This is a genomic window from Streptomyces sp. NPDC032198 (assembly GCF_040636975.1).
Taxonomy (GTDB): domain Bacteria; phylum Actinomycetota; class Actinomycetes; order Streptomycetales; family Streptomycetaceae; genus Streptomyces.
Window position 1 is genome coordinate 378,995 of record NZ_JBEZVL010000004.1, and the last position, 26,468, is coordinate 405,462.

Annotated in this window: 28 protein-coding genes; 15 read left to right on the forward strand and 13 right to left on the reverse strand. The window is 70.8% G+C overall.

The window, feature by feature from the left end:
* Positions 1 to 56 precede the first annotated feature (56 nt).
* Genes AB0E78_RS12695 through AB0E78_RS12705 form a run of 3 tightly spaced genes read left to right on the forward strand, consistent with a single transcriptional unit; the run spans position 57 to position 2,376 of the window.
* Complete coding sequence (locus AB0E78_RS12695; RefSeq protein ID WP_361831274.1) at positions 57 to 473, forward strand: YciI family protein; 417 nt, start codon at positions 57 to 59, stop codon at positions 471 to 473.
* Positions 470 to 1,705 (forward strand): sigma-70 family RNA polymerase sigma factor, encoded by a 1,236-nt coding sequence (locus tag AB0E78_RS12700; RefSeq protein WP_361831760.1) that lies wholly within the window; start codon positions 470 to 472, stop codon positions 1,703 to 1,705. Before AB0E78_RS12695 ends, AB0E78_RS12700 begins: the two co-directional genes overlap by 4 nt.
* Positions 1,702 to 2,376 (forward strand): SUMF1/EgtB/PvdO family nonheme iron enzyme, encoded by a 675-nt coding sequence (locus AB0E78_RS12705; RefSeq protein ID WP_361831276.1) that lies wholly within the window; start codon positions 1,702 to 1,704, stop codon positions 2,374 to 2,376. The genes AB0E78_RS12700 and AB0E78_RS12705 overlap by 4 nt, the downstream gene beginning before the upstream one ends.
* A 10-nt stretch (positions 2,377 to 2,386) precedes the next feature.
* On the opposite strand, the gene AB0E78_RS12710 is transcribed toward AB0E78_RS12705, so the two are convergent.
* Together AB0E78_RS12710 and AB0E78_RS12715 are read right to left on the reverse strand one after the other, a co-directional pair.
* Positions 2,387 to 3,724 (reverse strand): FtsX-like permease family protein, encoded by a 1,338-nt coding sequence (locus AB0E78_RS12710; RefSeq protein ID WP_361831278.1) that lies wholly within the window; start codon positions 3,722 to 3,724, stop codon positions 2,387 to 2,389.
* A 3-nt stretch (positions 3,725 to 3,727) separates the two neighbouring features.
* Positions 3,728 to 4,531: an ABC transporter ATP-binding protein gene (locus AB0E78_RS12715; protein ID WP_361831280.1), complete on the reverse strand. Its 804-nt coding sequence runs from the start codon at positions 4,529 to 4,531 to the stop codon at positions 3,728 to 3,730.
* A 347-nt stretch (positions 4,532 to 4,878) separates the two neighbouring features.
* Between AB0E78_RS12715 and AB0E78_RS12720 the strand changes: the two genes are divergently transcribed.
* Positions 4,879 to 5,205, forward strand: coding sequence for a hypothetical protein (locus tag AB0E78_RS12720; protein WP_361831282.1), 327 nt, complete (start codon positions 4,879 to 4,881; stop codon positions 5,203 to 5,205).
* A 17-nt stretch (positions 5,206 to 5,222) separates the two neighbouring features.
* Here AB0E78_RS12720 and asnB read toward each other — a convergent pair whose 3' ends face one another.
* Positions 5,223 to 7,064 (reverse strand): asparagine synthase (glutamine-hydrolyzing), encoded by a 1,842-nt coding sequence (asnB, locus tag AB0E78_RS12725; protein WP_361831283.1) that lies wholly within the window; start codon positions 7,062 to 7,064, stop codon positions 5,223 to 5,225.
* 179 nt (positions 7,065 to 7,243) lie between these two features.
* On the reverse strand, positions 7,244 to 7,831 hold the full coding sequence (locus tag AB0E78_RS12730) for a helix-turn-helix domain-containing protein (protein WP_361831762.1): 588 nt from the start codon (positions 7,829 to 7,831) through the stop codon (positions 7,244 to 7,246).
* 180 nt (positions 7,832 to 8,011) lie between these two features.
* On the opposite strand from AB0E78_RS12730, the gene AB0E78_RS12735 reads away from it, so the two are divergent.
* Complete coding sequence (locus AB0E78_RS12735; protein WP_361831285.1) at positions 8,012 to 8,962, forward strand: DMT family transporter; 951 nt, start codon at positions 8,012 to 8,014, stop codon at positions 8,960 to 8,962.
* Here the strand turns inward: AB0E78_RS12735 and AB0E78_RS12740 are convergent.
* From AB0E78_RS12740 to AB0E78_RS12750, 3 genes are all read right to left on the reverse strand, one after another.
* Positions 8,935 to 9,381: a cupin domain-containing protein gene (locus tag AB0E78_RS12740; protein WP_361831286.1), complete on the reverse strand. Its 447-nt coding sequence runs from the start codon at positions 9,379 to 9,381 to the stop codon at positions 8,935 to 8,937. The genes AB0E78_RS12735 and AB0E78_RS12740 overlap by 28 nt on opposite strands.
* A gap of 137 nt (positions 9,382 to 9,518) precedes the next feature.
* Complete coding sequence (locus AB0E78_RS12745; protein WP_361831288.1) at positions 9,519 to 10,142, reverse strand: TetR family transcriptional regulator; 624 nt, start codon at positions 10,140 to 10,142, stop codon at positions 9,519 to 9,521.
* A 4-nt stretch (positions 10,143 to 10,146) separates the two neighbouring features.
* Entirely contained in the window at positions 10,147 to 11,625 is a 1,479-nt protein-coding gene (locus AB0E78_RS12750) for an MFS transporter (protein ID WP_361831290.1), read from the reverse strand.
* Positions 11,626 to 11,837: 212 nt separating this feature from the next.
* Between AB0E78_RS12750 and AB0E78_RS12755 the strand changes: the two genes are divergently transcribed.
* The 4 genes from AB0E78_RS12755 to AB0E78_RS12770 all read left to right on the forward strand — a co-directional run bounded on the left by AB0E78_RS12755 (position 11,838) and on the right by AB0E78_RS12770 (position 15,970).
* Positions 11,838 to 12,734: a Gfo/Idh/MocA family oxidoreductase gene (locus tag AB0E78_RS12755; protein ID WP_361831292.1), complete on the forward strand. Its 897-nt coding sequence runs from the start codon at positions 11,838 to 11,840 to the stop codon at positions 12,732 to 12,734.
* 433 nt (positions 12,735 to 13,167) lie between these two features.
* Entirely contained in the window at positions 13,168 to 13,989 is an 822-nt protein-coding gene (locus AB0E78_RS12760; protein ID WP_361831294.1) for a helix-turn-helix domain-containing protein, read from the forward strand.
* 105 nt (positions 13,990 to 14,094) lie between these two features.
* Positions 14,095 to 15,141, forward strand: a complete 1,047-nt coding sequence (locus AB0E78_RS12765; protein WP_361831296.1) for a 3-oxoacyl-[acyl-carrier-protein] synthase III C-terminal domain-containing protein — start codon at positions 14,095 to 14,097, stop codon at positions 15,139 to 15,141.
* 40 nt (positions 15,142 to 15,181) lie between these two features.
* Positions 15,182 to 15,970, forward strand: a complete 789-nt coding sequence (locus AB0E78_RS12770; RefSeq protein ID WP_361831298.1) for a GNAT family N-acetyltransferase — start codon at positions 15,182 to 15,184, stop codon at positions 15,968 to 15,970.
* Here the strand turns inward: AB0E78_RS12770 and AB0E78_RS12775 are convergent.
* The 4 genes from AB0E78_RS12775 to AB0E78_RS12790 form a co-directional block, all read right to left on the reverse strand.
* Complete coding sequence (locus AB0E78_RS12775; RefSeq protein ID WP_361831300.1) at positions 15,967 to 16,527, reverse strand: isochorismatase family protein; 561 nt, start codon at positions 16,525 to 16,527, stop codon at positions 15,967 to 15,969. The two genes, AB0E78_RS12770 and AB0E78_RS12775, sit on opposite strands and share 4 nt — an antisense overlap.
* Positions 16,528 to 16,574: 47 nt before the next feature.
* Positions 16,575 to 17,963 carry an MFS transporter gene (locus AB0E78_RS12780; protein ID WP_361831302.1) on the reverse strand — a complete coding sequence of 463 codons (1,389 nt, stop codon included), beginning with the start codon at positions 17,961 to 17,963 and terminating at the stop codon, positions 16,575 to 16,577.
* Positions 17,964 to 17,968: 5 nt separating this feature from the next.
* Positions 17,969 to 18,412: a MarR family transcriptional regulator gene (locus AB0E78_RS12785; RefSeq protein WP_361831304.1), complete on the reverse strand. Its 444-nt coding sequence runs from the start codon at positions 18,410 to 18,412 to the stop codon at positions 17,969 to 17,971.
* Positions 18,413 to 18,548: 136 nt separating this feature from the next.
* Positions 18,549 to 19,775, reverse strand: coding sequence for an acyl-CoA dehydrogenase family protein (locus AB0E78_RS12790; protein WP_361831306.1), 1,227 nt, complete (start codon positions 19,773 to 19,775; stop codon positions 18,549 to 18,551).
* 167 nt (positions 19,776 to 19,942) lie between these two features.
* Here AB0E78_RS12790 and AB0E78_RS12795 point away from each other — a divergent pair, with 167 nt between their 5' ends.
* Positions 19,943 to 20,590, forward strand: a complete 648-nt coding sequence (locus AB0E78_RS12795) for a TetR family transcriptional regulator (RefSeq protein ID WP_361831308.1) — start codon at positions 19,943 to 19,945, stop codon at positions 20,588 to 20,590.
* Between the two features lie 21 nt (positions 20,591 to 20,611).
* Here the strand turns inward: AB0E78_RS12795 and def are convergent, their stop codons facing one another.
* A complete protein-coding gene (gene def / locus AB0E78_RS12800; protein WP_361831310.1) occupies positions 20,612 to 21,151 on the reverse strand; it encodes a peptide deformylase in 540 nt (179 codons plus the stop codon).
* Between the two features lie 142 nt (positions 21,152 to 21,293).
* Between def and AB0E78_RS12805 the strand changes: the two genes are divergently transcribed.
* From AB0E78_RS12805 to AB0E78_RS12825, 5 genes are all read left to right on the forward strand, one after another.
* Positions 21,294 to 22,532, forward strand: coding sequence for a MurT ligase domain-containing protein (locus AB0E78_RS12805; protein WP_361831312.1), 1,239 nt, complete (start codon positions 21,294 to 21,296; stop codon positions 22,530 to 22,532).
* Positions 22,533 to 22,572: 40 nt separating this feature from the next.
* Positions 22,573 to 23,301, forward strand: a complete 729-nt coding sequence (locus AB0E78_RS12810; RefSeq protein WP_249585951.1) for a glutamine amidotransferase — start codon at positions 22,573 to 22,575, stop codon at positions 23,299 to 23,301.
* Positions 23,302 to 23,444: 143 nt separating this feature from the next.
* Complete coding sequence (locus AB0E78_RS12815) at positions 23,445 to 24,470, forward strand: 6-phosphofructokinase (protein WP_361831314.1); 1,026 nt, start codon at positions 23,445 to 23,447, stop codon at positions 24,468 to 24,470.
* A 104-nt stretch (positions 24,471 to 24,574) separates the two neighbouring features.
* A complete protein-coding gene (locus AB0E78_RS12820) occupies positions 24,575 to 25,528 on the forward strand; it encodes a cytochrome c oxidase assembly protein (protein WP_361831316.1) in 954 nt (317 codons plus the stop codon).
* Between the two features lie 85 nt (positions 25,529 to 25,613).
* Complete coding sequence (locus tag AB0E78_RS12825; RefSeq protein WP_190078913.1) at positions 25,614 to 25,775, forward strand: hypothetical protein; 162 nt, start codon at positions 25,614 to 25,616, stop codon at positions 25,773 to 25,775.
* Positions 25,776 to 25,872: 97 nt separating this feature from the next.
* On the opposite strand, the gene AB0E78_RS12830 is transcribed toward AB0E78_RS12825, so the two are convergent.
* Positions 25,873 to 26,289: an SSI family serine proteinase inhibitor gene (locus tag AB0E78_RS12830; RefSeq protein WP_361831318.1), complete on the reverse strand. Its 417-nt coding sequence runs from the start codon at positions 26,287 to 26,289 to the stop codon at positions 25,873 to 25,875.
* Positions 26,290 to 26,468: the final 179 nt, after the last annotated feature.

A 26,468-nucleotide genomic window follows, 5' to 3' on the forward strand; every position in this document is an offset into this window, starting at 1 on the left:
TCCCCTGTGAGAGTTGCCCACAAGGGGTGACCACCGCACAGCCGAGGAGCAGCATCATGAAGTACCTGGTGATGGTTCAGGGCACGCAGGCGGACTACGCGGCGCAGAGTGGCAAGGCCAACGCGACCAGCCCGGCGTGGAGCGAGAAGGACCTGCAGTCGATGTTCGCCTTCATGGGCGCGCTCAACGACGATCTGGCCGAGTCCGGCGAGATCGTCGACGCGCAGGGCCTGGCCGAGCCCGCGCGGACCCGACTGGTCGACGTGGACAAGGACGGCCGCCCCGTGATCACGGACGGTCCCTACGGCGAGACGAAGGAAGTGCTCGCCGGGTACTGGGTCCTCGACTGCGCGAGCCTGGACCGCGTCACGGAGATCGCCAACCGCATCCAGCAGTGCCCGGTTCCCGAGGGCGCGCCCCTGTACCCCGTGGTGATCCGCCCCATCATGGGTGGCCCCGACGCGGAGTGCTGACACCTCGAGGCGAGGTCGAGGACCTGCTGCGCCTGCACGCGCCGCAGGTCCTCGGCGCGCTCCTGCGCCGGTACGGGCACTTCGGCGAGGCCGAGGACGCCGTGCAGGAGGCCCTGCTCGCCGCGGCGCGGCAATGGCCCGAGCAGGGCGTTCCCGAGAACCCGCGCGGGTGGCTGATCCGGGTCGCGTCGCGGCGGCTCATGGACCAGCTGCGCAGTGACGAGGCGCGGCGCAGGCGGGAGGAGGAGGCGGCCCAGCTTTCGCCGCGGGACACCTTCACGGCGCCCGCGCCCGGCGAGAGCCGCGCACCGTCCGACGACGACACCCTGACCCTGCTCTTCCTGTGCTGCCACCCGGCGCTGAGCCCCGCCGCGCAGGTCGCGCTGACGCTGCGCGCGGTCGGCGGTCTGACCACGGCCGAGATCGCCCGCGCCCATCTCGTGCCCGAGGTGACGATGGCGCAGCGGATCAGCAGGGCCAAGGCGAAGGTCAAGGGCGTGCCCTTCCGGCAGCCCGGCCCCGCGGACCGTGACCAGCGGCTCGCGGTGGTGCTCCAGGTGCTCTACCTGATCTTCAACGAGGGGTACACGGCGACCTCCGGCAGTGCCCTGCACCGCGCGGACCTGGCGCGTGAGGCGATCCGGCTCACCCGGTCCGTGCGCACGCTGCTGCCCGGGGAGGGCGCGGTGACCGGACTGCTCGCGCTCATGCTGCTCACCGAGGCGCGCAGCGCGGCGCGCACCGGACCGCACGGGGAGCTCGTTCCGCTGGACGAACAGGACCGCTCGTGCTGGGACCGGCGCGCGATCGAGGAGGGCTGCGCCCTCGTCGAGCAGGCCCTGTCCCAAGGCCCCGCGGGGGCCTACCAGTTGCAGGCGGCGATCGCGGCGCTGCACGACGAGGCCAAGCGCGCCGACGACACCGACTGGCCGCAGATCCTCGCCCTCTACGACATCCTCGTACGCCGTATCCCCGAACCCATGGCCCTGCTCAGCAGGGCCGTGGCCGTGGCCATGGTGCACGGGCCACGCGCCGGTCTCGCCGAAGTCGCCGAGCTGGAGGACCGGTTGACGGGTCATCACCGGCTGGATGCCGTGCGGGCCCACCTCCTGGAGCGGGCGGGCGAGACGGACGCGGCCCGCGCCGCCTACCAGTTGGCGGCCAGGCGTACGCTGAGCATCCCCGAGACGCGCTACCTGCAGATGCGCGCGGCCCGCCTGCTGTCGAGATGAGCATGAGTACGGAGAACGAGATGATCCGCGTCCCGGCAGGGCTGGTGACGCTGTCGGACCGGCGGACGCAGCGCAGTTGGCCGGTCGAGGTCGCGGCCCACGAACTCGCGCCGTTCCCCGTCACGCAGGAGCAGTACGCGCAGGTCACCGGCGAGCGGCCGAGCACCGCGCGCGGCGACCGGCTGCCAGTCGAGGGCGTTTCCTGGCTGGACGCGGTCCACTACTGCAACGCCCTGTCCCGACGCGAGGGTCTGACACCCGCCTACCGCCTGCCCTCTGGCGAGGATGAAGCCGAGTGGGACCCGTCCGCCGACGGCTACCGGCTGCCGACCGAGGCCGAGTGGGAGCACGCGTGCCGCGCCGGTACGGCCGGTGCGCGGTACGGGCCGCTCGACGAGATCGCCTGGCACGGCGGCAACGGCTCCGGACGGATCCACGACGTGGGCGGCAAGCAGCCCAACGCGTGGGGCCTGCACGACATGCTGGGCAACGTCTGGGAGTGGTGCTGGGACCTCTACGACCCGGAGGTGTACGGCACCTATCGGGTGCTGCGCGGCGGTGGCTGGTTCGACGAGCACTGGAGCTGCCGGGCCTCGGTGCGGCGCCGCAGCCATCCGACGTTCCGGATCGACGACGTGGGGTTCCGCGTCGCGCGGAACCCCACCCGTTGATCCGGAGCCGTCAGGCTGCCAGGGTCACCGCTTCCACCGCCGGAGTGCGCAGCGTCCGGCGCGCCGTACCGACGCTGGTGATCATCGTCGCCGCGGTGGCGACCCCGACGATCGCGAGCCAGATGCCGAGTCCCTGGCCGGGCAGGAGCGCGTCGGTCCGTACCGAGGTGAACGGCAGGATGCCGGCGATCCCGGCCACCGTTCCGAGGAACAGGCCGGTCAGGGTGAGGACCAGTCCCTCGACGCCCACCATGACGAGCACCTGTCGCGGAGTGGCCCCGGCCAGCCGCTGCTGGCCGAACTCGCGGCTCCGGTAGGAGGTCGCGGCGTACAGACTGTTGATCAGCATGATGCAGGAGAAGACCACGATGATGCCGACGACGGTGAAGTTCAGGGTCTCCAGGTTCTTGTCCTCGACGGACTTGGTGAGGCCCGACGCCTTGATCGCGTCGCTCTCGACGGCCTGGATGTAGAGCGTCGCGGTGGCCATGCCGGTGAACAGGACGAGCGGCATCAGGACTCCGGCGAGCTGGTCGGCCCGCCGCCGCATGGTGCGCACGGTCAGATAGCCGCTCGGTCCGGTCAGCGCCTCCAGCGGTCCCGCGAGGCCGACGAGCAGCGCCCGCAGCAGGCGGGGCGAGAGCAGGGCGAAGCCGACGGAGAGCAGGATGGCGCCGTAGGCCGGAGTGGCCATCAGGGCGGGGTCCTTCGCGTCGAACGCGAAGGTGGAGAGCACGGACGCGGCACCGGCCACGACGGCGGCACAGGCGGCGGAGTTCCGCACCCTGCCCCGGCGCCGGGGCGCACCGGCCGCCGCCCTGGTCGCACGGCGCACCGCGAGGAACGCGGCGCCCACCGAGGCGAGCAACGTGATGCCGATGCCGGACATGAGGGCGATGGGACCGAAGGAGAAGTCCACGCCGTCGGCGACCTGCCCGCCGTCCTTGAACATCGAGAGCAGCGCCCGCCCGCCGAGCATCCCGGGCCCGACGGCGAGCAGCGCCCCGACGAGGGCGACCGTCACGGCCTCGCCGACGACCATGCGCTTGATCTGCGCCGGGGTGGCCCCGGTGCTGCGCAGCAGGCTGATCTCCTCGCCGCGCTGGCGTACGTTCACGGTCAGGGTGGAGGCGATGGCGAAGAACACCAGGAGCGCTCCGTAGCCGCCGACCACGCTCGCCGCGGTGGTGAGGGTGTCCGCACTGACGTCGTCGACGCCCCGGGCGCCCGCGGTGTCGTGCAGGGAGTTGAACGTCATGATGATCGCCGCGCCGAGGAAGGCGGAGAGCAGGGTGGCGATGAAGCGGCCGGGGCGCTGCCGGACGGAGCGCAGGGCGAGGGTGAACATGGCTCAGACCCCCAGTGCCATCGTGTCGGAGCTCGCGCCCGCCACGGCGTCGCCCAGGTGCGCGAGGCGCTCGGCGACGGCGTCGACGGTCGGGGCCTGAAGGTGCCCGGCCAGGCGGCCGTCCGCGAGGAACAGCACGGAGTCGGCGTACGAGGCGGCGACCGGGTCGTGCGTCACCATCACCACGGTCCTGCCGTGCACCCGCACGGTCTCCTGGAGCAGCCGCAGGACGTCCCGCGCGCTGCGGGTGTCCAGGGCGCCGGTCGGCTCGTCGGCGAAGATCACACTCGGCTCGGTGACCAGGGCCCGTGCGATGGCCACGCGCTGGCGCTGGCCGCCGGAGAGCTGGTCGGGGAGGTGTCCCAGGCGGTCGCCGAGGCCGACCTGGGTGAGGATCCCGCGGGCCTTGTCCCGGTCGATCCGGCGGCGCGCGAGCTTCAGGGGAAGCGTCGTGTTCTGCGCGACGGTGAGGGTGGGCAGCAGGTTGTACTGCTGGAAGACGAAGCCGATGCGCTGCCTGCGGAACTTGGTCAGCTCGGCCTCGCCGCCGCCCGTCATCTCCTCGCCGTCCACCACGACGATGCCGGAGTCGGGCCGGTCGAGGCCTGCCGCGCACTGCAGCAGGGTGGACTTGCCGGACCCGGAAGGGCCCATCACGGCGGTGAAGCTTCCCGCGCGCAGGCTCAGCGTCACGCCGTCGAGCGCGGTCACGGCGCTCTCGTCGGCCCCGTGGGTCTTGCTCACCTTGACCAGCCGCAGCGCTTCGGCGCTCCTGGCGGATCCGGTCCTGCCCGTACGACGAAACATGGCCGACCATCCCTTCCGGCGGGCGCCCGCTGCGCCACACCTCAGAAGCTACGGACGGCCGGGGCCCGGCACATTGGGCGTACGACCCAAGATCGGGGTGGCGGTGGATACACCCCCGATGGCGTCCTGGACGTAACGCAGCTCACAGGAACAGGCCCCCGACCTGGGAACACCGACTATTGGTTCACCGTTGAACAGTACGTAGGTCCCGATCGCGATTCCCCCGTCCGGTCGGGGCCTACCTCTATTTTCGACCACCCATGTCCACTTCGGTCCGTTTCACGCCTTCGAGCGCGAATATGCCAACCGCACCGCGCGGCGCACCCCCGGAGCGGCATCATGCGTTCATGGACGGTGCCAAGCCTGTGCAGGTCTTGTTCACACCAGACGAGTACGAAGCGGTCCTGCGGAACGCGGACCAACTCGGCCTCCCGGTCGATGAGTTCATACGCCGGGCCGTGACCGTCGACGCGACGGAACTCCCCTGCCCCACCGCCGGGAACCGGCCCGGCTCCGGCACCCCGGCGGCCGTGCCCCCCATCCGCCGCAGCCTGGGACCCGGTGGCGCCCCGGCACTCCAGCGCTTCCTCGACACCCTCGCGACCACGGTGGAGCCCGCCCCCGAGGAGCGGGTTCCACCCCAGCCGACGGTCCGCAGCCGCTCCGAGCAGTGAGACCGGGCCGGTGAGGCTCAGACCAGGGAAATCTCCGGCTTGTAGAGGTCGAGCCAGAGCGCCAGGTCGAGCGTGCGTTCGAGGCCACGCCGGGACGCCTGAGTGATCTGCGGTACGTCGCGTCCCGCCGCCCGCAGCACCCGGTCCCGGTCGACGAGGTCGAAGACCGGGTGGGCGGGCTCGGCGAGGAGATCCTTGACGTGCTCCTGGAGGGCGAGGGCGTACTTGGGGTCCTGCGTGGAGGGATAGGGGCTCTTCACCCGGTCGTACACGGAGCGCGGCAGGACGTCGGCCGTCGCCTCCCGCAGCAGACTCTTCTCCCGGCCGTCGAAGGACTTCAGGGACCAGGGGGCGTTGTAGACGTACTCGACCAGGCGGTGGTCGCAGAACGGCACCCGCACCTCGAGCCCGACGGCCATGCTCGCGCGGTCCTTGCGGTCGAGCAGGATGCGCACGAACCGGGTCAGGTGCAGGTGGCAGATCCTGCGCATCCGGAACTCGAAGTCGCTCTCGCCGTCGAGGCGCCGGATCCCGGCGACGGCGGTGTCGTAGCTGCCCTGGATGTACGAGGGCAGGTCGAGGGCGGCGGTCAGGTCCGGCCGCAGGACGTCGGCGTCGTCGCCGAAGTGCTCGGCGAACCGCACCAGCCAAGGGAAGGTGTCGGCGTTGCGGGCGTCCTCGTCGAAGAACTGGAGGTAGCCGCCGAAGACTTCGTCCGCCGACTCACCCGAGAGCGCGACCGTCGAGTGTTCGCGGATGGACCGGAAGAGGAGGTAGAGGGAGGCGTCCATGTCGCCGAAGCCCATGGGCAGGTCGCGGGCGCGGATCATCTTGGCCCGGACCTCGGGGTCGGCCAGGGCGTGCGAGTCCAGGACGATGTCGCGGTGATCGGTGCCGGCCGCCTTGGCCACGTCGTGCACATACGGCGTGTCCGGGGTGGAGCGCAGCGCGTCGGCGACGAAGTTCTCGCTCTGGCCGACGAAGTCGACGGCGAAGCTGCGTACGGTTTCGCCCGTTTCACCGAGTTGACGCGCCGCGATCGCGGTCATCGCCGAGGAGTCGAGGCCGCCGGAGAGCAGGGTGCAGCGGGGCACGTCCGAGACGAGCTGGCGGCGCACGATGTCGTCGAGGAGCTCGCGCACCTTGGCGACGGACTCCACGCGGTCGTCGGGGTGCGGACGGGTCTCCAGCTGCCAGTAGACGTGGCGGCGCAGACCGGCGCGGTCGACGGTCACGACGGTGCCGGGCTCGACCTCGTTCATGCCGTCCCACACGGCGTGGCCGGGGGTCTTGACCATGGCGAAGAGCTCTCGCAGTCCGTCGGCGGTCACGCGGGCGCGCGCCAGCGAGTTGGCGAGGATCGCCTTGGGCTCGGAGCCGAACAGGACGCCGTCCGGGGTCTCGTAGTAGTAGAAGGGCTTGATGCCCATCCGGTCGCGGATCATGACGAGCTTGTCGTGCCTGCCGTCCCACACCGCGAACGCGTACATGCCGTTGAGCCGCTCGGCGAGCGCCTCGCCCCACTCCAGATAGCCGCGCAGGACGACCTCGGTGTCGGATTCGGTGGTGAACTCATGCCCACGCCCGGCCAGTTCGCGGCGGAGTTCGGTGAAGTTGTAGGTCTCCCCCGAGTAGACGAGCGCGACGGTGCCGTGCGGTGTCCGCACGGTCATGGGCTGGCGCCCGCCGGGCAGGTCGATGATCGCGAGCCTGCGGTGACCGAGTCCGGCGGGGCCTTCGATCCAGGTTCCGCGGTCGTCGGGGCCGCGGCAGGACATCGTCTCGGTCATCGTGTCCAACATTCCGGACGCGGACCGCAGATCGCGGTCGAAGGAGACCCAGCCAGTAATGCCACACATGCGCTACCTCCTGCATCACGCTGCCTCTGCGCCGCACCCGAGAAACTGATTGCAGATCGCACTAGGTGTAGGCAGCAGCTATATCGCCAGCGTGGGCCCGCCACCTGCATACGGTCAATGAGCCGGTAACACGGAACGGCGCATTCCGGCCAATGGCAAAGACTTCCCCAAAGGGGCTCTCACCTGCGCTTTTCTTCAGCGGCGGAGGCGGCACGGAGAGTGTCGCGAAGCAGCGTCGCCCCCTCGTCACGGGCATGCCCGATCGCGTCCGGGAAGACGTTCAGGCCGTGCGCGACCAGGGCACCCTCGTGGAGCAACATGAGGGTACGGCCGAGCTTCGCCGCACGCCGGGGCGCGATGTCGCGGGCGAGGCCGGTGAACAGGGCGAGCATCCAGGCCTTCTGGCCGGCGATGACCTGATACGCGGGGTGCGCGGGGTCACTGATCTCGGCGTGCGCCTTGACCATGCTGCAGCCCTTGGTGCTGAACTCGCCCGCCCAGTCGCGCGCGGCGTCGAAAACGGCCAGGATCCTGGCCCGCGGAGTGGTCGCGCCCTCGACGTACGGCGTGAGGAAGGCCTGCCAGCGCTCGTCGCGGGCCGCCAGATACTCGACGACGATCTGCTCCTTGGAGCCGAACCGGTCGTACAGCGTCTTCTTCGTGACCCCGGCCTCGGCCGCGATGAGATCCACCCCGACGGCGTGGATGCCGCGGTCGTAGAACAGCGCGCTCGCGGCGTCGAGCACGCGCCGCGCGCCCGGCGTCATGGCGATCCTGCGCGGCGCGCTCCCGGCACCCGCGATGGCCTTCGCGATCTCACTCACCCTGTCACCCATACCCCCATAGTAAACCGATCTGTATACTCGGCAGCCAGTAAACAGATCGGTTTACTTCACCGTCCACTCCTGACGGCCTTCAAGAACCGCAACCGCCATCGGAGGAACGCCATGAACGTCCTGCTCTCGATCGCGTTCGTACTGACCTGGAGCTCGGGTTTCATCGGAGCCAAGCTGGGCGCCGGGAGTGCGTCCGCCGTCACGGTCCTGATGTGGCGGTTCCTGCCGCTGGCCCTGGTGCTCGTGGTCGTCGCCCTCACCGTGGCGCGGGCCTCCTGGCGCGGGCTCACGGCACGCGACGCACTACGGCAGGCGGTGGTCGGGGCACTGTCGCAGAGCGGCTATCTGCTCACCGTGTACTACGCGATCCAGCTCGGCGTCTCCAGCGGCACCACCGCCCTGATCGACGGCACCCAGCCGCTGGTCGCGGGCGCCCTCGCCGGCCCCCTGCTCGGCCAGTACGTCTCGCGCACGCAGTGGGTGGGCCTCGGCCTCGGCGTGACCGGGGTCGTCATCGTGACCGCGGCGGACGCCACTGGCGGCACCGATGCTCCCTGGTGGGCCTATCTGGTGCCGTTCCTCGGGATGTTCTCGCTGGTCGCGGCGACCTTCCTGGACCGCCGCTCTCCCAACCCGGTCACCCCGGCGGTCTCCATGACGGTCCACTGCGTGACCAGCGCCGTCATCTTCACCGCGCTCGCCGTGGGCGCGGGCGCCGCGACACCGCCGGCCGAGTCGTCGTTCTGGGTGGCGATCAGCTGGCTGGTGACCCTCTCCACCTTCGGCGGGTACGGGCTCTACTGGCTGATCCTGCGGCGCTCCGGTGTCACGCAGGTCAACACGCTCATGTTCCTGATGGCGCCGGTGACCGCCCTGTGGGGCGCCCTGATGTTCGGCGAACCCTTCGGCGTACAGACCGCGTTGGGCCTCGCGGTCGGGCTCGCGGCGGTCGCGGTCGTGCACCGGGGCAAGGACTCGACGGCCACGGTGGTGTGCTCCGGGCGGGCGGCGGAGGCGGCCACCGCCGCGCCGCGTCAGTCCGCCAGCCGGAAGTCCGCGTAGTCGAAGCCGGGCGCGACGACACAGCTCACCAGGACCGGTTCGTCACCGGTGGGGCGCGCCGCCTGCCACACACCGCCGGGGACCAGGATCTGCGGGCGTTCGCCGTGCTCGACGCCCGGGCCCAGACGCATGGGTGCCGCACCCTCCTTCGGGAGCTCGCCGTCACCTCCCAGGCGCAGGTCAAGGGCTCCGCCGCGGTGCCACAGCCAGATCTCGTCGGAGCGCACCACGTGCCAGCGGGACTCCTCTCCCGGGCAGAGCAGGAAGTAGATGGCGGTGGCCGCAGTCCGCGCGCCGGGATAGCCGGTGGGCGTGAAGGAGTGGCCCGACGCCCAGGTCTCGACGAACCAGCCGCCTTCCGGGTGCGGTTCCATGCCCAACTCGCTCGCCAGGGCCGGGCGTTCACTCGCGTCGTTCATACGTGCTCTCCGTTCCGGAGGTGGTGGGGATACGGAGACCGAGGAGCCCTCCGGAGGTCGGCGCGACCGCACGGCCGACGATACGCAGCCGGGGCGGCACATGCGGCGGACACACCGCACCCGCTCGCCGGCCGCCCTCACGGAGGGGTGAGGAAGGCCTGCACGGTGGGCGCGTACCGCTCGGTGATCTCGGCGACGGGTGTGCCGCGCAGGTGGGGCCCGCGGGCTATCCCGTACATCACGCCCAGCCCGAGCAGCGTGCCCACCGCGAGCTCGGCGCGCAGGCCCGCGTCCGGCCCTTCGAGGCGTTCACCGAGGCGGCGCACCACCTGCGTACGGAAGTTGTCGCGCAGGGTGTCGCCCTGTTCGCGGTGGAGGGGGGCGAAGACGATCCGCAGGATGGGGTCGGCGCCGTGCTCGGCCTGGCCGGTCAGCAGGTGGTGGACCATGTGGTGGCCCAGTACGGGCAGCGGCGCGTCGAGCAGGGCCTCGGCGTCGGCCTCGAAGGACATGATGCGGGCGAAGAGCGCGTCCTTGTTGCCGAAGTACTTCAGGATCAACGGCGCGCTCACACCGGCCCGTTCGGCCACCGCCTTGAGCGTGATGTCGGCGTGGGCGTGCCGGGCCATGAGGTAGCGGGCGGCCCGGACGATGGCGGCCCTGGTCGCTTCGGCGTCGCGGCGGGCGGGCCCGGGGGCGGGAGCGTCGGGCGCCGCTGCCGCGCCGGGGGCGGATGCGTCCGTGGCGTCAGAGGTCTCCATGGCGTCAGCTGCTTCCTTCCAGGGCCGTCTCCTGCGTGGGTCCTGGCCGTCCGGCGGGTCGGCGAGGGCCGTCCGGTGCCGCGTCCGAGGGTATGGCGATGGCCGCGGCGCAGGCGACGAGTGCGATGGTTCCGGCCATGGCGAAGGCCAGTTGGTAGCCCGGCAGGGTCGGCACGTGCACCCCGTCGATCAGGGTGGTGTGCCGGACGAGCACGGCGGCGACCGCCGCGCTGCACACGCTCTGCCCGATGGTGCGCATCAAGACGTTCACACCGTTGGCCGACGCGGTCTGCGCGAGGGGAACCGCCCGCAGGATCAGGGTGGGCAGGGCCGAGTAGGCGAACGTCGTTCCCGTGGAGACGACGGCCGCTCCCAGGATGATCACCCACAGGTGGCGGCTGTCGATGATGCGCACGACGTAGCCGAGGGCGATGAGACCGGACCCGATCGCCAGCGTCACGCGGGCGCCGTAGGCGGTGGAGACGCGGGCCGACACGGGCGAGAGCACCAGCATGATCAGGCCGTTGGGCAGCAGGCAGAGCCCCGTCGCCACGATGGACAGGCCGAGTCCGTAGCCGCTCGCGAGGGGTGCCTGCACCAGCTGGGCGGTGACCAGCGAGTTGGCGTAGAAGGCGAATCCCGCCAGGAGCGCCGCCACATGGGGCAGCGCCACCCGGCGCCCGGACGCCAGGCGCAGATCCACCAGGGGCTGTTTCGCGCGGAGTTGCTGCCTGCACCACACGGCCAGGACGACGAAGGCGCCGGCGAACAGGCCGAGCACAGGCACGCTGCCCCACCCCCACTGGCCGCCCTGCGAGACGGCGAGCAGAAGGCAGACCAGACCGACGGCGAGCCCCAGCGCACCCCAGGTGTCGAAGCGCCCCGGCGAGCGGACCGGTGACTCCCGTACGGTCCACCAGGCGAGGGCGAGACCGATCGCGCCCAGCGCGCTCGTGGCCCAGAACATGGCGTGCCAGTCCGCGTACTGCACGATCAGCGCGGCGAGCGGCAGGCCCAGTGCCGCCCCGATCCCGACCGTCGAGCTCATCAACGCCACCGCGGAACCGGTGCGCTCCGGCGGGAGTTCGTCCCGCAGGATGCTGATCGACAGCGGGACGACGGCTGCCGCCGCGCCCTGCAGCGCGCGGGCCGCGATCAGCACCCGGATGTCGGAGGTGAGCGCGCACAGGGTCGAGCCCACGGTCATCAGGCCGAGCGCGGCGAGCAGCACCCGCCTCTTGCCGTACATGTCGCCCGCCCGGCCGAGCACGGGCGTGAGGACGGCACCGGCCAGGAGTGTGGCAGTGACCAGCCAGGACACCGCGCCGGGTGAACTGCCGGTCAGACGAGGCAGATCGGGCAGCAGTGGCACGACCACCGTCTGCGTGACCGCCATGAGAATGCCGCCGAAGGCCAGCACCGGAACCGTCAGGCGGGAGCACATGCCGACGCCGTGTGCGGAAGATATCGGGGCGAACTTCATGATCCCTCCAGCACGGGCCCGGGCGTCCAGAAAGCAAAGGGAGACAAAGCCAAGTGAATAGGAATTCACCATAGCGGGTGAATCGGCTTTCACCACCGCCGAGTTCGGAATCGATATCAAGCCACTCGCCGCTTGGACGCGAGAGCGGAGAGCGGTCGACTGCCTTGCGACCACTGGGCTTCGCCATCGCCGACGGTAGGGAGTCAGCCATAATGCCGACCATGAAAAAACTGCGATGTGGACTGGTCGGCACGGGTCCGTGGGCCTCGTCCACGCACGCTCCTGCGCTCGCCGCGCACCCGGACGTGGAGTTCCACGGCGTGTGGGGAAGGCGTCCCGACGCGGCGGCCGCGCTGGCGTCGGCGCACGCCATCACGGCGTACGCGGACGTGGACGAGCTGTTCGCCGCCAGCGACGCGGTGGCGTTCGCCGTTCCGCCGGACGTGCAGGCGCCGCTGGCCACGCGGGCCGCGGCGGCGGGCTGTCATCTGCTCCTGGACAAGCCGGTGGCGACGACGGTGACCGCGGCGCGCGATCTCGCGGCGGCGGCCGGGGCGGCCCGGGTGGCGTCCGTCGTCTTCTTCACGCTGCGTTTCGCCGGGCCGACGTCGGCCTGGGTGACGGAACAGGCGGCGACGGAGGGCTGGTTCACGGGCCGCGCCGACTGGTACGGCGCGTTCTACGCGGCGGACGGGACCAGCCCGTTCTCCTCGCCGTGGCGGGCACAACGGGGCGGCCTGTGGGACGTCGGCCCGCACGCCCTCTCCATCCTGATGCCGGTGCTCGGCGACGTGACCGACGTGACGGCGGTGCCCGGCCGGGGAGATCTGGTGCATCTGGTCCTGCGGCACGGCGGCGGGGCGTCCAGCACGGCGGCGCTGAGTCTGAGCACGCCGCCGAAGGCGGCAGGAGTGACCGTGGAGCTGCGGGGCGAGTCGGGGACGGCCCTGATGCCGTCGGGTGGCGGAGCGCTCGACGCCTTCCGCTCGGCGGTCGACGCGCTCGTCGCATCGGCGCGATCCGGCCAACCACACGCCTGTGACGTTCGGTTCGGTCTGCGCGTGACGGAGGTTCTGGCGCGGGCCGAGGAGCAGCTTCCCGCCGGGTGAACCGCCCGGGGACAACCGCGGGCGGCCGGTACCGTGGCCGCTACGTAATGGCGAGTGACGGCACCGGCCGCAGCCAGTGGACCCAGGAACCGATTCGGGAAGTCATGCGTCGTACGTCCCGAGTGCGACGTTTCCGACCACACGCATCGGAATTCGAACAACCGATCCATACTCTTCCCGCAACGGCCCAATGGGCCTAGGGGGTACCCAACGCCGAGGAATTTCAGCCAATTTCGAGCTCCTCGGCCAAGGTGCCCCACAGTTGTGTCCGCGTACCCACCGACGTTGCAACTCGCAGGTCGGTGGTTCCGCTCCACCCATGATGCAGCATCGACTGATCGTTTTTCTTCGGGCAATCTTTACTATTAAAGCTGGTGAGAATATTTAGACTGCTGATGCTCAACTCGGCGTGCACCAAGAGGGATTACTCACCATGAACAAGACGGCGCTCCGCGCTCTGCTCCGGGAACGACGTGCCCTCATCGCCCCCGAATCGCACGGCTTCAGCCGCCCCACGGGCCAGGGGCGACGCGCCCGCGGCCTCTCCCAGCACCAGGTCGACCAGCTGCTGCACCGTGCCATCGGGACGTATCACCGCCTGGAGTCGGGCAGTTACCCCAATCCGCCTGCTTCGCTGCTGCGAGACGTGGCACGGCTCTTCGGACTCAATGAGCAGGAGTGGGTGTCGCTCAACCGCTATGCACTGCTGCAGGATCCGCCGGGACCGCTGTACTCGTCCTCCGGCAAGGAGATCTCCGGGTCGTGGCAAGAAGCGGTCGACGGCATCAGCCACATGGCGTACGTCGTCGATGCCTCGTGGGAACTTCTGGCCCACAACGTCGCTTTCGCCGCACTCTTCCCGCATGGCGACGTCCCCGGCAACACCATGCGCTGGATGCTGCTCGACCGTGTCGGCCGTGAATTCCTGACGGACTGGCGCAACGCGTGGGCACCCATGGTGCTGCCTCAGCTGCGTGCCGCGCTCACGGCCCGGCCGGACGACGAGATCCTCCGCCGGATCGAGAAGGAGGTCCTCACCGACCCTGACATCGCCGCCCTGTACGAGGCGGACGGTGCGCTGATCCACCCCGACGGTCACGAGCGTCCGTTGCGGCACGCGCAGCGCGGGCCGGGCTGGGTCTCCATCTGCGCGGCCCAGCCCATGGCATCACCAGGTGCGCGGCTGTTCATCCTGATATTCAAGCCGGGCGCTCAGCGCAGCCACACCCGTGCGCCCGTGCTGCGAGCGACCTGACGGCCGCCGTCTCGTGCTCATCTGGGTTGCGCAGGGATCCGGATTCCGCTACGTCAAGTACGTTGAGCGGCACCCCCCACCAAAACTAGCCATGTGGGAGCTACTGTGCCGGCCTTCGTATCCAGTCCCAGAACCGCTTTCGGTGCCCACAAAGTCACCACCGATGAGATCGCTGACGACATACGCGCACATCATCACGACCATCCGCGGCTCGCAGCGATCTTGCGCATCATCGACAACTGTGGTGTCTCATCGCGCTATTTCAGCCGTCCTTTGAGTTCCCCCACCGTCTCCGGCACGGCCGACGTCCACGAGCGCACCCAGGCCGCGTTCGACGATGCCGTCGCGCTGTCCGAACAGGCGGCCGTAGCTGCCCTCGATGCGGCAGGGCTGACCGCGGGAGACATCGACGCGATCGTCACCACACACGCCACCGGCTGGGCGGTACCCAATCTCGACGTCCACCTCATGGCGCGACTCGGCCTTCGTCCCACCGTCCGCCGTGTGGCGCTGACGACGGTTGCCTGCGCGGGCGGCGTCCAGGCCTTGATCCGGGCGGCGGATCTCGTCGCCGTCAGGCCGGACAGCAGGGTGCTGGTCGTGGCGGCGGAAGTTCTCTCGACTTCCTACAACCATTCCGCCACCAGCATCGAATCGATGATCTACAAGGCGTTGTTCGCGGATGCGGGAGCGGCGGCGGTCGTCACCGGCATCCCACTGACCCCCGGCCTGGCGATCGACGACACCTTCGAGTACACGCTGCCGGAGAGTCTCGATCGGTACAGGGGCCGACTCGACGCCCGGGGAATGCACTTCGACAGCACCAAGCAGGCTCCGTCGTCGGTCAGCACATCCCTCCCGGCCCTCACGGACTGGCTCGGACCACGCCCGGTCGACTTCGTGGTGATCCACCCCGGCAGCCATCGGATGATCGCCGACACCGCGGAAGCACTGGGCCTCGAAGCCCAGGCGGCTCGCCATTCGGTGGACACACTCACCGATGAGGGCAACACGGGCGCTGTCAGCGTCTTGCGGGTGCTGGAGCGTACGTACACGGGGCCGCCCGACGACGGCGCACACGGCGTGGCGGTGGCGTACGGCCCGGGATTCATCACCGCCGGGCTGCGTTGCCACTGGCAGTCCGCCCCCTAATTCCTTTGCCGTGCCTCACCGTCCCTGCTGAAGTGCACGCATGAACCATGAAGCGGTATGGGCGGCGTACGACCGGCAGATCCGACGCGGCGCACAGACGGGCAGCCCCGGCGCGCGCGTCGAACACGTCGGGAACGTTATCCGGCAGATCGGGGCCGAGCACGACTGGAACGGCATCCACTGGGCCGACCTCGACGCCGCCACTGCCGACGCGGCGATCACCGAACAGGTGCGGCACTTCACTTCGGAGGGCCGCACATTCGAATGGAAGCTGTACACCCAGGACCGCCCCACCGACCTCGCCGACCGCCTGCTCGCAGCCGGCTTCGTCCCCGAGCCGCCGGAGACGGTGATGGTGGCCGAGGTCGCCGGACTGTCCGTGGAGCCCGACGTGCCGCAGGGGGTACGCCTGGTCCCGGTGACGGACGCGGCAGGCGTACGGCTGATGGCCGACGCCCATGAGATCGCCTTCGGCGAGGACGGCTCGGGGCTCAGCGAGCGGCTGAGCAAGCGTGTCCTGACCCAGCTGGCCGAGACCCCCGAGAGCATCGTCGCCGTGGTCGCGATGGCGGGCGACGCGCCGGTCAGCTCGGCCAGGATGGAGTTCTACCCCGGCACCGACTTCGCGGGCCTGTGGGGCGGCGGCACCGCTCCCGAGTGGCGCGGCAAGGGCATCTACCGCGCCCTGGTCGCCTACCGCGCCCGCGTCGCCGCCGAACGCGGCTGCCGCTATCTCCAGGTGGACGCCTCCGACGACAGCCGCCCGATCCTCCAACGGCTGGGCTTCGTGCCGCTGAGCGTCACGACGCCGTACGTGTATCAGCCCTAGCCGGCGGCCGGCAGCAGCTTCACGATGGCGTCCGCCGTGTCCGTCTCGCCGAGCCTCGGGAAGATCTTCCCGAGGCTGTTGCGGTGTGCCTCCGCGTCCATGTCGGTCACGGCGTCGACGGCGACCGTGACGTGGTAGCCGTGCTCGTGCGCCGCGCGGGCCGTCGACTCGACGCCGATGCTCGTCGCGATACCGGCGACCACGACCTGGGTGACGCCTCGGCGGCGCAGCTGCAGGTCGAGGTCGGTGCCGTAGAAGGCGCCCCACTGCTGCTTGGTGACGACGATGTCGCTGTCCCGGCGGCCGAGTTCGGGCACCAGGTCCGCCCAGTCGGCGGGCACCTCGCCGCCACGGGCGGGGCCTTCGGTGCGCCCGGGGGCGCCGCCGGTGACCCGGACCAGGACCACGGGCAGGCCGCGCTCACGGAAGGCGTCGGCGAGGCGGGCGGACCGCTCGACGATCTCCGCGGAGGGGTGGGCCGTGGGCAGGGCGGTGATGCCCTTTTGGAGGTCGACGAGGACGAGGGCGGTGGTGGGGTCAAGGGTGGTGGCAGTCATGGTGCTGGTCTCTCTCTCACGGCTCTTGCAGGGGGATTTGAGTGTGGTCAGGTGCGGGCGCGCAACGCCCGGTCGGTGTGGGTCAGGACGACCAGGGCGAGCGCCAGTACGGTGCCGACCCCGGCCATGAGGTGCAGTCCGGCGTCGTCGGCCCGCTGCCCGTAGGCGAGGCCGATCAGGCCGGACGCTGCGATGGCCCCGATGTACTGGGCCGTGCGCTGCAGCCCCGCCGCGGAGCCGATCGCGTCGGCGGGCGCGTACATCTGGACGGCGGCCTGGTTGCTGGTGCCCATGAACCCCTGCGGGATGCCGAAGCACGCGCCCGTCAGGAGGAGCACGGCCAGCGGGGTGCCGCCCGTGGTGAAGAAGAGGAGCGTGCCGCCGACCACGAGGAGGACGGAGGCGATGCCCAGCGGGGCGCGGATGCCCTTCGTACGGGCTCCGAGCAGCGAACAGGCCAGCGCGGCAAGGGACATGGGCAGCATGACGAGGCCGGTGTGCAGGGACGAGAGGCCGCGGGCCTCCTCCAGCCACTGGGTGAAGCCGTACATCACGCAGTAGACGACGAGGTAGCTCAGGCCGTGCCGCAGGTAGGTGCGGGCGAGGGCGTGGTTGGTGCCCAGCATGCGCAGGTCGATGAACGGGCGGGGGTGGCGCAGCTGCCACCAGGTGAGTGCGGTGGAGAGCACCGCCACGGGGGCGAGCAGCCACCAGCTGGGGTGGGCCAGGTCGAGCAGGAAGATGACGAGGCAGGTCAGCGCGGAGCTGAAGAGCAGTATCCCGAGCGGGTCGAGCGTGCTCGATCCGCTGCCCTTCGTCCGCTCGGCCCGTGGCCCGTCCGCCGGGATCCAGCGCAGCGCGCAGCCGAGCGCGATGAGCGCGACGGGGACGTTGACGGCGAAGATTCCGCGCCATCCGGCCGTCGCCACGAGCAGCCCGCCGAGGGTCGGGCCGATCGCCGCGCTGCCGAGCGCGGCGAAGGAGAGGCGTCCGAGGACCGTGCGCGGGGTCGGTGTGCCGAGCCTGCGTGACTCGTCGCGCAGGACGGCCATCGCGGCCGGGTACGCCGCCGACGTACCGATGCCGAGCAGCAGCCGCGAGACGAGGAGCCACAGGAATCCGGGGGCGAACGCGCCCACCAGGCCGGAGGCGACCACGACCACGAGCCCGCCGAGGAAGACCCGGCGTGGCCCGACGCTGTCGGCCAGTCTGCCGAGGACGGGCTGGGCGACGGCGCTGGCGAGGTAGAGGACGGAGACCAGCCAGGCGGTGTCGGAGGCGCCGACCCCGAAGTCGTGTCCGATCGCCACCAGGCCGGTGGAGATCATCGTGGTGTTGAGCGGATTGAGCAGGGAGCCGAGCAGGAGGGGCGCGGTGAGCCGGGCCCCGAAGGCGGGACGCGCGCCCGGTATCGGGCGGGCCGGTGCGGACGGCACCGCCCTCACTTGCGCACCAGCCGCTCCAACAGCTCGACTGCATCGGCCAGTTGGCGGCGTTCCGCCGGGTCGAGCTCATCGGCGAGCGCCGCGGCGAGCCAGTCGCGCTTGGCGGCCCGCATCTCGGTGAGGGTGCGCCGCCCCTCGTCGGTCACGGAGACGACGGACTGCCGCCCGTCGTCGGGGTCCGGGCTGCGTCCGACGAGCCCCATCTCCTCCAGCGCGGCCACGGTCATCCGCATCGACTGCGGCCGTACGAGCTCCGCGCGGGCGAGGCCCGCGGTGGTGGTGGGGCCGTCACCGTCGAGCCGGGCGAGCACGGAGCGCTGCGAGGGGCTGAGGCCGGTCCGCGGCGAGACGCCCCGGAAGCGCCGTACGAGCCGCCGGACGGCGCCCGAGAGATCGGCGGCGAGCTGCTCGGGGGTGGGGTCACCGGAGTGTGCGCTCATGCTCCGCACCGTACGAGGTAGACAGGTAAACTTGCAAGTCTGACTGCGCAGCCTCCTGCCGGTCCTCATCGCACACACAGAAATCCGCCCCTGCCGCACAAGCGGCAGGGGCGGATTTCGGCGTACAGCGGACGCTCTAGCGGATCGGCATCCCCGACAGCGTGCGCGCGATCACCAGGCGCTGGATCTCGCTCGTGCCCTCGAAGATCGTGTAGATCGCGGCGTCCCGGTGCATGCGCTCCACCGGGTACTCACGCGTGAAGCCGTTGCCGCCGAGGATCTGCACCGCCTGCGCGGTGACCTTCTTGGCGACCTCGCTCGCGTACAGCTTGGACATGGAGCCCTCGGCCGACTCGAACTTCTTGCCCGTGCTCGCCATCCACGAGGCGCGCCAGACCAGCAGACGCGCTGCGTCGATCTGCGTAGCCATGTCGGCGAGCTGGAAGGCGACGCCCTGGTTGTCGATGATCGGGCGACCGAACTGCGTACGCGTCTTGGCGTATTCCAGGGCCTCTTCGTACGCGGCGCGGGCCGTGCCGACGGCCATGGCGCCGACCGCGGGGCGGGACGCCTCGAAGGTGGCCATCGCGGCGTTCTTCACGCGCTCACCGCCGGTCTTTGCGCGCTCGCGAGCGCGGGCGAGGCGCTCGTCGAGCTTCTCCTTGCCGCCGAGCAGACAGTGGCCGGGGACGCGGACGTCCTCCAGGGCGACCTCGGCGGTGTGCGAGGCACGGATGCCGTGCTTCTTGAACTTCTGGCCCTGGGACAGACCGGGGGTACTGGGCGGGACGATGAAGGAGGCGTGGCCCTTGGAGCCGAGCTCGGGGTCCACGACCGCGACGACGACGTGCACGTTGGCTATGCCGCCGTTGGTCGCCCAGGTCTTGGTGCCGTTGAGGACCCACTCGTCCTTGGCCTCGTCGTAGACGGCGCGGGTGCGCATCGCCGCCACGTCGGAGCCCGCGTCGGGCTCGGAGGAGCAGAAGGCGGCGACCTTGACGTCGTTCACGTCGCCGTACATCTGCGGGATCCAGGTGCCGATCTGCTCCTCGGTGCCGTTGGCGAGGACGCCGACGGCGGCCAGGCCCGTGCCCATGATGGACAGGCCGATGCCCGCGTCACCCCAGAAGATCTCCTCGGTGGCCATCGGGATGCCGAGGCCCGTGGGGTCGAAGAACTGCTGGGCGTAGAAGTCCAGGGAGTAGATCCCCAGCTTGGAGGCCTCCTGGATGATCGGCCAGGGGGTCTCCTCGCGCTCGTCCCACTCGGCGGCGGCGGGCCGGATCACGTCAGCGGCGAACCCGTGGAGCCAGTCCCGGACCTCCTTCTGTTCGTCGTTGAGCTCCATGGTGAACTCGGCCATGACCCCTCCAGGACCTGCGGTGAAGACGTGCGTTACTTGCGGTAACTGGAGTCTGTTACCGGCCGGTAGCCGCTGTCAACTCCCGGCCGCCCGTTCGATCGCCGCCTCGCGCGGGGTGTTACGTTGCGCGTGCGGGGCGCAATCGCATGGGCGGGGAGAGAAACGCTATGGAGACCACCACACAGCAGACCGATCAGCAACGGTCTGCCGAGCGTCGGCGGCGCGAGCTGCTGGAGGCCGCCGACCGGGTGGTGCTGCGTGACGGGCCTGGCGCCTCGATGAACGCCATCGCCGCCGAGGCAGGCATCACCAAGCCGATCCTGTACCGGCACTTCGGCGACAAGGGCGGACTGTACGCCGCGCTCGCCAAGCGGCACACCGACGCGCTCCTCGAATCGCTGCGCGCCGCCCTGGACGCCCCGGCCGAGCGCCGGGAGCGGGTCGAGCAGACGCTGGACACCTACCTCGCGGCGATCGAGTCCCGCCCGCAGGTCTACCGCTTCCTCATGCACCCCTCGGACGGCGCCGCACCCGGCGAGCAGGGCTTCGACGTGGGCCTGCACTCCGCGCCCGTCCTGCGCCGCATGGGCGAGGAGCTCGCGCAGGTCATCGAGGAGCGGGTCGACCTCGGCCCCGGCAGCGCGCAGCTCGCCCGCGTGTGGGGGCACGGCATCGTCGGCATGATGCACGCGGCGGGCGACTGGTGGCTCGGCGAACGGCCCTGCCCGCGCGCCGAGTTGGTCAGCAGCCTGGCCGACCTGCTGTGGGGACGGCTCGCCGCGGCGGGCAACCGCGTGGGCGGCCCCGGGTTCTGAGGACCGGTCGGCCCTCGAAGGTCAGCCGCTCCAGGGCGCCTTGGCGGCGGCCCGCAGGACCCTGCGCCGCCGCCAGCCCGTGACGTGATCGGTGTAGACCCCGCCCTCCAGGTGGTCGCACTCGTGCTGCAGGCAGCGCGCGAACCAGCCGGTTCCGTGCACCCTCATGGGCTCACCGTGCATGGTGACGCCCTCCACCACCGTGTGGTCGAAGCGCGGGGTGCTCGCCTCCAGGCCCGGCAGCGACAGACAGCCCTCCGGCCCGCGCACGGTGATCCCGTCCACGTCCACGAGGCGCGGATTCACCACGTAGCCGAGATGGCGCACATCGTCGTCGTCCGGGCAGTCGTACACGAAGACCCGCTGGCTCACGCCGATCTGGTTGGCGGCCAGACCCACGCCCTGGGCGGCGTACATCGTGGCGTACATGTCCTCGATGAGCCGGGCCAGTTCGGGGCCGAAGTCGGTGACCTCCGCACACCGCTTGTGCAGCACGGGGTCACCGAGCAGAGTCAGAGGTCGTACGCGCCCTGAGGCGCCCGGGATCGAGCCGTGTCGCATGGCCGCAAGGGTACGGTCCTTGGAGAGCCCCGGGGTCGGGGTGGTGCCGCGGTTCGGGCTCGACAGTGGATCTCGATAGGCTGAGGTTCATCGCGTTGCCAGGGGCAGGCGCGGCGCCGTACGCAAGGAGGATCCAGAACTGATGGCAGGCAACACGGACCCGCTGTCGCCGCGGGCCAAGCTGGCCGTGACGGCGGGCAAGGCGGCCGCGGCGGTGTCGCGCGCGGCGGGCCGCGGCAGCGGATCGGTGATCGGCGGCCGCGTCTCACTCAAGCTCGACCCCGACCTGCTCGGGCGTCTTGCCACGCACCTGGACGTGGTGCTCGTCTCTGCCACGAACGGCAAGACGACCACGACCCGGCTGCTCGCGGAGGCGCTGCGCGCCAGCGGGCCCGTGGTGTCGAACGCGCTGGGCGCGAACATGCCGGCCGGGATCACCTCGGCCCTCGCGGGCGGTTCTGACGCCCGGTTCGGCGTGATCGAGGTCGACGAGAAGTATCTCGCCGGTGTCGCCCGCGACGTCGAGCCGAAGGCGATCGCGCTGCTCAACCTCTCGCGCGACCAGCTGGACCGCGCCGCGGAGACCCGCATGATGGCCGAGAACTGGCGCGAGGGTCTGGCGGGCTCCAAGGCGGTCGTGATCGCCAACGCGGACGACCCGCTGGTCGTCTGGGCGGCGTCCTCGTCGCCGAACGTCGTGTGGGTGGCCGCCGGCCAGGAGTGGAAGGACGACGCCTGGTCGTGCCCCTCCTGCGGCGGTGTGATGCAGCGCCCCGGGGACGACTGGTTCTGCGGCGAGTGCGGCTTCCGCCGCCCCGCGCCCAGCTGGGTGCTCTCCGGTGACCACGTCCTGGACCCGCACGGCTCGGCCTGGCCGATCCATCTGCAGCTGCCGGGCCGGGCGAACAAGGCGAACGCCACCACGTCGGCCGCCGTCGCCGCCGTCTTCGGCGTGCCACCGCAGGTCGCCCTGGAGCGGATGTACCAGGTGCAGGCCGTCGCCGGACGCTATGACGTCGTGCAGTTCCAGGGCCGCGACCTTCGTCTGCTGCTCGCGAAGAACCCGGCGGGCTGGCTCGAAACGTTTTCGCTGATCGACCCGCCGCCCACCCCGGTGATCCTCTCCGTGAACGCCCGTGGCGCCGACGGCACCGACACCTCCTGGCTGTGGGACGTCGACTACACCCGGCTGGCGGGCCACCCGATCTTCGTGCTCGGCGACCGCAAGCTGGACCTCGCCGTGCGCCTTGAGGTCGCAGGCCTGGACTTCCGGGTCTGCGAGTCCCTCGACGAGGCCGTGCAGCTCGCGCCGCCCGGCCGCATCGAGACGATCGCGAACTACACCGCGTTCCAGGACCTGCGCCGCCGCGTCGGCAACTGACCCCACCGGACCCTCTAGACCCTCGTAGGGACGAATGAGCATGAGCGACAACAGCCTGCGGCTGGTGTGGGTCTACCCCGACCTGCTCAGCACGTACGGAGACCAGGGCAACGCCCTGGTCGTGGAGCGCCGCGCCCACCAGCGCGGCCTCCAGGTCGAGCGCTACGACGTGCGCAGCGACCAGCCGGTGCCCACCTCCGGCGACATCTACCTGATCGGCGGCGGCGAGGACCGCCCGCAGCGCCTGGCCGCCGAGCGGCTGCGCCGCGACGGCGGACTGCAGCGGGCCGTGGGCAACGGCGCGATCGTCTTCTCGGTGTGCGCGGGCTACCAGATCCTGGGCCAGGAGTTCATCAACGACCTCGGCCAGCGCGAGCCGGGCCTCGGCCTGCTCGACGTGATCTCCACCCGCGGCGAGGGCGACCGGTGCGTCGGTGACGTCCTGGGCGACATCGACCCGCAGCTGGGCCTGCCCCCGCTGACCGGCTTCGAGAACCACCAGGGCATCACGCACATCGGCCCGTCCGCGCGGCCGTTCGCACGCGTCAGCCTCGGCCGGGGCAACGGCACGGGCGACGGCACCGAGGGCGCGTACAACGGCACCGTCTTCGGCACGTACATGCACGGTCCCGTCCTCGCCCGCAACCCGCTGATCGCGGACCTGCTCCTGAAGCTGGCCCTCGACGTGAACGCGCTGCCGCCGACGGACGACCGCTGGTACGAGGCGCTGCGCGCCGAGCGCATGAACGCGGCACAGCAGCCCGCATGATGCCCCCGCCGCACAGGTGAGCGGCACAGTCCAGCAGTCGGACGCCCGGTGCTGCCCCGCCCCCTGACGCCTATAGGGTGGCGGGGTTCCAGCCGGACGACGTGGTCCGGACTCCGGCCCACGTTGCAAAGGTATTCCGGGCTATGCGCATTGGTGTCCTCACCTCCGGCGGCGACTGCCCCGGTCTGAACGCCGTCATCCGTTCGGTCGTCCACCGCGCCGTCGTCGACCACGGCGACGAGGTCATCGGCTTCCACGACGGCTGGCGCGGCCTGCTCGAATGCGACTACCGCAAGCTCGATCTCGACGCGGTGGGCGGCATTCTGGCGCGTGGCGGAACGATTCTCGGCTCCTCCCGTGTCCAGCCCGCGCATCTGCGCGACGGCGTCGAGCGGGCCAAGGGCCACCTCGCCGACCTGGGCCTCGACGCGGTCATCCCGATCGGCGGCGAAGGCACGCTGAAGGCGGCCCGGCTGCTTTCGGACGCGGGTCTGCCGATCGTCGGGGTACCCAAGACGATCGACAACGACATCGCGGTGACCGACGTGACGTTCGGTTTCGACACCGCCGTCGGCGTGGCGACCGAAGCCCTCGACCGGCTGAAGACGACCGCCGAGTCGCACCAGCGGGTCCTGATCGTCGAGGTCATGGGCCGGCACACCGGCTGGATCGCGCTGCACTCGGGCATGGCCGCGGGCGCGCACGCGATCGTCGTGCCGGAGCGGCCCTTCGACATCGAGGAACTGGCGCGGAAGGTCGGCGAACGCTTCTCCGCGGGCAAGAAGTTCGCGATCGTCGTGGCCGCCGAGGGCGCCAAGCCCCGCGAGGGCACGATGGACTTCGACGAGGGCACCAAGGACATGTACGGCCACGAGCGGTTCGCGGGCATCGCCACGCGGCTCTCCGGCGAGCTGGAGCAGCGCCTGGGCAAGGAGGCGCGTCCGGTGATCCTCGGGCACGTCCAGCGCGGCGGCACCCCCACCGCGTACGACCGTGTCCTCGCCACCCGCTTCGGCTGGCACGCCGTGGAGGCCGTGCACCGCGGCGAGTTCGGCAAGATGACGGCGCTGCGCGGCACGGACATCACGATGGTCTCGCTCGCCGAGGCCGTCGAGACGCTGAAGACGGTGCCGGACGAGCGGTACGCCGAGGCGGAGTGCGTGCTGTAGAGCGAGGCTCTTTTCGAACGGCCCCCGGACGCGTCGACGTCCGGGGGCCGTTCTAGTCTGGTGCGGACACACAGCGCACAACCGCACGAATCAGGAGCCAGTGGATGGATCACAGCGGGCACGGCATGAACATGGATCTGCCGCCGTTCACGCTGGGGCGCGGGCTCGAGCTCTCCGCCGACCCCTTCTTCCTCATCAGCTGCCTGGTGGCGCTCGCGCTCTACGCCTGGGGTGTGGTCCGGCTCGTACGACGCGGTGACAAGTGGCCGGTCGGCCGCACCATCTCCTTCGTGGTGGGCGTGCTGACCATCCTGCTCGTGATGTGCACCAAGCTGAACGACTACGGCATGGTCATGTTCAGCGTGCACATGGTGCAGCACATGATCATCAGCATGCTGTCGCCGATCCTGATCCTGATGGGCGCCCCGATCACCCTCGCCCTGCGCGCCCTGCCGGTCGCGGCCCGCCGCGGCCACAAGGGCCCCCGCGAGTGGCTCCTGTGGATCCTGCAGAGCCGCTACATCAAGATCATCACGCACCCCGCGTTCACGATCCCCCTGTTCATCGCGAGCCTGTACGCGCTGTACTTCACGCCGATCTTCGACACCCTGATGGAGTCCAAGGTGGGCCACATCGGGATGATGGTCCACTTCCTGGCCGTCGGCCTGGTCTTCTTCTGGCCGATCATGGGCGTCGACCCCGGTCCGCACCGGCCCGGATACATCATGCGGATGCTGGAGCTGTTCGCGGGCATGCCCTTCCACGCGTTCTTCGGCATCGCGCTGATGATGGCGTCCGAGCCGATGGTCGGCACCTACAAGAACCCGCCCGCCTCGCTCGGCATCGACGCACTCGCTGATCAGACCGCCGCGGGCGGCATCGCCTGGGCGTTCAGCGAGGTGCCTTCGGTGCTCGTGCTGCTCGCGCTGCTCTTCCAGTGGTACCGCTCCGATCAGCGCCAGGCACGGCGTACGGACCGGGCCGCGGACCGTGACGGCGACAAGGAGCTGGAGGCGTACAACGCCTATCTGGCCTCACTGGCCGCGCGCGGGCGCTAGCGGCAAAGGGTCTTCGCAGGCGAGGATGGTCTCAGGCCGCGGTCTTGGCGTCGAGGCGCCGGGGCTGCCGGGAGGAGGCAGGGCGATGCCTGATTCTACGAAGACGATGGGTGTATTCACCATCGGAGGCTTGGTCGCGGTGACCGCGTACACGGTCGCGCTCGGGAGCAACGGCTGGCTGTGGTTCGGCTGGGTCGTCATCGGGATGCTCACGCTGGCGATGGTGCTCTCGCGCAGCACCCCCTGAGGCGCCGCGCGGCGCCTCAGGCCGTGAGGAAAGGTGCGGGGCGGCGCGCCCGGGGCGGGCCGTCGGCAGGGTCTGTCAGAAGCGCGTCAGAGGCGCGTCAGAAGCGGAAGACGGCGCCCGTCGAGTACCCCATCTCGCAAGCGTTGCCGTACGTCTTGTTCCAGCTGATCCGCTTGCCGCGGTGAAGGCCCGTCGCGCTCACGGTGACCGGGGCGTACTGCTTGGTGCAGATTCCCTGCTTCGCGGGCAGTGCGTCGAAGTCACCGTGCGCCGCGTCGATCGCCGCGCACGCCTCTGCCGCGTGCGGATGGTGCGCGGGCCGCGGGGTCACGCAGTCAAGGAGCACCCCGCGGACCCAGGCGTTGTTCTGCCCCGTGACGGTGAGGAAGACGCCGCTGCCCCGCTCGGGGGCCGTTTCGTGCGCCGCGTGGGCGGGCGCGGCCACGGCGAGGGAGACGAGCGCGGCGGCGACGGCCGCGGCCGGGCGCAGGCGGGACGTGGGACGGGACCTCATGGAGACCTCCTGGGACGGTGGCGTGCTGCGACGGAGAGAAGCCAGGCCACCCCATCCGCGGCCCGCGCGTCCGACACGCCACTCGGTCACCCGGACGAGTCCGGCGCGCCCTCCGGATGGGCGCCCCGCCACCCGGACCGCACACGTGCGCGAAAGGACCGAGGCCACCGGGCTACGCT